This window comes from uncultured Maricaulis sp. (genome assembly GCF_905480005.1).
Classification (GTDB): domain Bacteria; phylum Pseudomonadota; class Alphaproteobacteria; order Caulobacterales; family Maricaulaceae; genus Maricaulis.
Map to the genome: position 1 here is coordinate 1 of NZ_CAJQOO010000043.1, position 4,228 is coordinate 4,228.

The 4,228-nt window shown below is 60.8% G+C and carries 6 protein-coding genes; 5 read left to right on the plus strand and 1 reads right to left on the minus strand.

Annotation, left to right across the window (positions count from 1 at the left end; all coding sequences use genetic code 11):
- From QZ266_RS05370 to QZ266_RS05390, 5 genes are all read left to right on the plus strand, one after another.
- The coding region (locus QZ266_RS05370; protein ID WP_295692330.1) for an SH3 domain-containing protein at positions 1 to 174 on the plus strand (174 nt) is incomplete at its 5' end.
- An 89-nt stretch (positions 175 to 263) separates the two neighbouring features.
- Positions 264 to 782, plus strand: coding sequence for a bifunctional 3-hydroxydecanoyl-ACP dehydratase/trans-2-decenoyl-ACP isomerase (fabA, locus tag QZ266_RS05375; protein WP_295692319.1), 519 nt, complete (start codon positions 264 to 266; stop codon positions 780 to 782).
- Positions 783 to 796: 14 nt separating this feature from the next.
- Positions 797 to 2,011, plus strand: a complete 1,215-nt coding sequence (gene fabB, locus QZ266_RS05380; protein WP_295692322.1) for a beta-ketoacyl-ACP synthase I — start codon at positions 797 to 799, stop codon at positions 2,009 to 2,011.
- Positions 2,012 to 2,054: 43 nt separating this feature from the next.
- Positions 2,055 to 2,873 (plus strand): enoyl-ACP reductase, encoded by an 819-nt coding sequence (locus QZ266_RS05385; RefSeq protein WP_295692324.1) that lies wholly within the window; start codon positions 2,055 to 2,057, stop codon positions 2,871 to 2,873.
- Between the two features lie 115 nt (positions 2,874 to 2,988).
- Positions 2,989 to 3,861 (plus strand): HNH endonuclease, encoded by an 873-nt coding sequence (locus QZ266_RS05390; protein WP_295692326.1) that lies wholly within the window; start codon positions 2,989 to 2,991, stop codon positions 3,859 to 3,861.
- Positions 3,862 to 3,867: 6 nt separating this feature from the next.
- Here QZ266_RS05390 and QZ266_RS05395 read toward each other — a convergent pair.
- The coding region (locus QZ266_RS05395; RefSeq protein ID WP_295692328.1) for a prolyl oligopeptidase family serine peptidase at positions 3,868 to 4,228 on the minus strand (361 nt) is incomplete at its 5' end.

Here is a 4,228-nt window from a genome sequence, read left to right on the forward strand (position 1 = left end):
GAGCGCTGCAGGACCGGCTGGTGCCGGGTCGAGGCGCAGGGATTTCGTGGCTGGGTGCGCCCCCACACCCTGTGGGGGGTCTATCCGCAGGAGCTGGACAGCGAGACCGGGCCGGACGCCGACGGCAACCCCGCCTTGAGCACGTCGGTCGCGCATGATACCGCTCTGCCCTGATCTTTCCGGCTGCCTGAAAATAGCCGGGTTTTCTTGACCAGCCCGGTGATCGCCAAGCGCCTTCACATGCGGCGCAACTGATCGGCTACATGACTGAACGCCAAAGCTCTTTCAGCTATAACGACCTGATCGACTCCAGCAATGGAACGATGTGGGGCCCCGAAAACGCGCAACTTCCCGCGCCCCCGATGCTGATGATGGATCGCATCATCCACATCGACGACGAGACCGGCGAGCATGGCAAAGGCCAGATCATCGCCGAGCTCGACATCAAGCCCGACCTCTGGTTTTTCGAATGCCACTTCAAGGGCGATCCGGTCATGCCGGGCTGCCTCGGCCTCGACGCGATGTGGCAGCTGGTCGGCTTTTTCCTGTGCTGGAAAGGCAATCCCGGCAAGGGTCGCGCGCTCGGCGTCGGCGAGGTGAAATTCACCGGCCAGATCACGCCCGAGAGCAAGACGGTGCGCTATGTCATCGACCTCAAGCGCGTCATCCAGCGCCGCCTGATCATGGCGATCGGCGATGGCCGTGTCGAAGTTGACGGCAAGACCATATATACTGCCAAGGATTTGCGCGTGGGCCTGTTCAAGCCCGGCGAAATGGCCTGACCCAGGAGAGCCTCATGCGTCGTGTTGTCATCACCGGTCTCGGCGTGATTTCCCCGATCGGCAATAATGCTGCGGAAGTCACCGAGTCCCTGAAAAACGGCAAAAGCGGCATTGGCCGCATGGAAAGCTTCGCCGAGCTTGGCTTCCGTTGCCAGGTTGGCGGCAAGCCGACCGTTGATCCCGCCCAGCATGTCGACAAGCGGGTTTACCGCTTCATGTCGGAAGGCGCCGGCTGGAACTACATGGCCATGGAACAGGCGATCGCCCATTCCGGCCTGGAAGAAAACGACATTTCCAACCACCGCACCGGCATCATCATGGGCTCGGGCGGTCCGTCCGCCGGGACCATCGTCAATGCGGCGGATATCACGCGCGAGAAAGGTCCCAAGCGGATCGGTCCGTTTGCCGTGCCCAAGGCGATGAGCTCGACGGCCTCGGCGACACTGGCCACCCCGTTCAAGATCCTCGGTGTGAACTATTCGATCACCTCGGCCTGCACGACTTCGCTGCACTGTATCGGTGCGGCGACCGAGCAGATCCAGTGGGGCAAGCAGGACGTCATGTTCGCCGGCGGTTGCGAGGAGATCCACTGGGCCCTCTCCAACCTGTTCGACGCCATGGGCGCCATGTCGACCAAGTATAACGACACGCCCGAACAGGCTTCGCGGGCCTTCGACAAGGACCGTGACGGTTTCGTCGGCGGTGCCGGTGCCGGTGTCGTGGTTCTGGAAGAATACGAGCGGGCGAAGGCCCGCGGCGCCAATATCATCGCCGAAGTGACCGGCTATGGGGCCACCTCGGACGGCTATGACATGGTCGCCCCGTCCGGCGAGGGCGCGGTGCGCTCGATGAAACTGGCGATGGAAACGGTCAAGCACCCGATCGACTATCTCAACCCGCACGCCACCGCGACACCGGTCGGCGACATCAAGGAGATGGAAGCGGTCAAGGAAGTCTTCGGCGACAACGCGCCGATGATCTCGGGCACCAAGTCGATGACCGGCCACTCGCTGGGCGCCGCCGGCGTGCATGAGGCCATCTACACGCTGTTGATGATGCAGAACAGCTTCGTCGCCCCGTCGATCAATGTCTTCGACATGGATCCCGACATTGCGGCCCTGAACCTGCCCATCATCACCGAAACGCGCGATGCCGAGATCAAGACGGCGATGTCGAACTCCTTCGGCTTCGGCGGCACCAACGGCACGGTCGTTTTCGAAAAAATCTAAAGCGTCGTACAAGACGTGATCTGATCCAGGAGAGGATTTCCCGATGAGCGATACGGTGTTTCCGGCCGGCGAGCTGATGAAGGGCAAGCGCGGCCTTGTAATGGGCGTGGCCAACAAGAACTCGATTGCATGGGGCATTGCCCAGCAACTGGCCGCCCAGGGCGCCGAGATTGCCTTCTCCTACCAGGATGAAGCACTCGAGCGCCGGGTCCGTCCGCTGGTCGAGAGCCTGCCCTGCGAGCCCTTCATGGTGCAGGCCGACGTCACCAATGACGCCTCCATGGATGCCTGCTTTGCGGCGCTCAAGGACAAGTGGGGCACGATCGACTTCCTGGTCCACGCCATTGCCTTTGCCGGCAAGGACGAGCTGGTCGGTTCCTTCACCGAGAACACCACCCGCGAGGGCTGGCGCCGGGCGATGGACATCTCCGCCTTCTCCTTCGTCGATGCCGGCAAGCGCGCCAGCCATCTGATGCCCAATGGCGGCGCCATGGTGACGCTGACCTATCTCGGCTCGGAACGTGTCGTCCCGTCCTACAATGTGATGGGTGTCGCCAAGGCGGCGCTGGAAGCCTCGACCCGCTACATGGCCCGCGACCTGGGGCCGAAGGACATCCGCGTCAACGCGCTGTCGGCCGGCCCGATGCGCACCCTCGCCATGGCTGGCATTTCCGGCGGCAAGGCCCTGATGCGCACAGGCCGCGAATGGTCGATGATGAAGCAGGACACCAAGATGGAAGGCGTCGCCGGCGCCGCGCTCTACCTGCTGAGTGATCTCGGCTTCTCCTGCACGGGCGAAACGCTGCACGTCGATGCGGGCTTCCATGCGGTGGCCGTACCGAGCATGGATGAGGATGACTGATATTGGCGTCACTATCGGATTGAAAGACCCCGCTGGCGGATGCTGGCGGGGTTTTTTCGAGCGCGTTCAATTGCTTGTCGCTTTACTATTTGTTCGAGCACGCTAGCCTGGCCGGATGACCAAAGTCGTCCTCATGCAGTCCATAGCGAGTGCCTATACAGAAGTGTCGGGCAAGACTTATTTTGTACCGAAACGTCTGGTGAAAGCCGCGCGTGAGGCGGTCGGGGACTTAGCGCTCTTTTACGAACCCCGCGCCGGTGGCGGCCGTTTGGCGTACCTAGCAGTCGCGCAAGTTTCGGACTTACAAAGCGTGCCTGACGGTTCCGGCGACTGTATAGCTCACCTTTCGAATTATTTGGAATTCACGGAGCCCGTGCCGCATCGCAGACCTGATGGCACTTACTGGGAAACAAAACTCCAAAAACCTGACGGGTCGGGCAATCAGGGCTCTTTTGGTGTTTCCGTGAGACGAATTCCGGATGAGGAATTTAGCCTGATTTGCGACGTTGGATTCTCCGATGACCTCTTCGAAGGAACACGGACTGACAGGCCCGGACTTTCGGACCCGCCAGCCGTCTTTAAGAGGCCGATAGTCGAGCAATTAATTTCTCGAAAGTTCCGGGACGCAGCCTTTGCTCGCACTGTCCGAACGACCTACGATCTGCGTTGTGCAGTGACAGGTCTTCAAATCATCAACGGCGGTGGCCGCGCCGAGATCGAAGCCGCTCATATACGCCCTGTTGCAGACGATGGCCCAGATTCCATCCAAAATGGGGTTGCTCTCTCACGAACGGCCCACTGGCTATTTGATCGTGGGCTAATCGCGATTGACGATAACTACCAACTCTTGAAAGCAAAGAGCTTGCTACCGGACGGAGTCGAACGACTTTTCGATCCAAGTGGATATGTTTCAGTTCCAGAGGCAGCGCACCTTCGGCCACATACCGAGTTTCTGCGCTACCACCGGGAAACCTACTTCAAAGGCTGACCTATCCTACTCCACCCTATCGTCGTCGTCCTCACCCCCACCCATCGGGTCCTCAACCGGCATCACCCAGGTGTTGAGCCAGTCGATGCTTTCGGCGAGCACGTGCAGGATGCTCTCGCGGCCGCGATAGCCGTGGCTTTCATAGGGGAGCATGACCAGGCGGGCGGTGCCGGCATTGCCCTTCACCGCGGCGTACATGCGCTCGGACTGCATCGGGAAGGTCCCCGAATTATTGTCCATCTGGCCGTGGATCATCAGCATGGGCTCATTGATCTGGTCGGCATGCATGAAGGGCGAGAGCTCGAAATAGGTCTCCGGTGCGGCCCAGAAGGTGCGGCGTTCGGACTGGAAGCCGAAGGGCGTCAGG

Excerpts from the sequence above, each read along its gene's own strand:
- QZ266_RS05390 (WP_295692326.1), top strand. The coding sequence starts at position 2,989 with ATGACCAAAGTCGTCCTCATGCAGTCCATAGCGAGTGCCTATACAGAA.
- fabA (WP_295692319.1), top strand. The coding sequence starts at position 264 with ATGACTGAACGCCAAAGCTCTTTCAGCTATAACGACCTGATCGACTCC.
- QZ266_RS05385 (WP_295692324.1), top strand. The coding sequence starts at position 2,055 with ATGAGCGATACGGTGTTTCCGGCCGGCGAGCTGATGAAGGGCAAGCGC.
- fabB (WP_295692322.1), top strand. The coding sequence starts at position 797 with ATGCGTCGTGTTGTCATCACCGGTCTCGGCGTGATTTCCCCGATCGGC.